Source organism: Altererythrobacter chaiwopuensis (assembly GCF_054957755.1).
Genome location: NZ_JBTXJG010000025.1, coordinates 1 through 264 on the forward strand (window position 1 = coordinate 1; position 264 = coordinate 264).

Consider the following 264-nt stretch of genomic DNA (forward strand, 5'->3'; position numbering starts at 1 on the left):
TGGCTGGCCACGGTGGGCTTCGTCGGCGCCGCTGACACCCACGCCCTCGTGCCGGGCGCCGACGGCCATCTGGCCCAGGTGTTCGCCGGCGTCGCCCACGCCGCCCACCCCTTCGCGCTGAGCGCCCTGCCGCTGGCCCTGCCCGAGGGCGTCTACAAGCTGGACGACGCCGGCCTGCCGCTGCAGCCGGAAGCCGCCGCCCTGTCCTGGGAGCTGGGCGGCTACCGGTTCGACCTGTACAAGCCCGCCAAGCGCGCCCCTGCC

The 264-nt window shown here is 76.1% G+C and carries 1 pseudogene; it reads left to right on the forward strand.

Features of this window, described 5'->3' with window-relative positions:
• Positions 1–264: pseudogene (locus ACX2DJ_RS13040) on the forward strand (hypothetical protein); the annotation flags it as partial.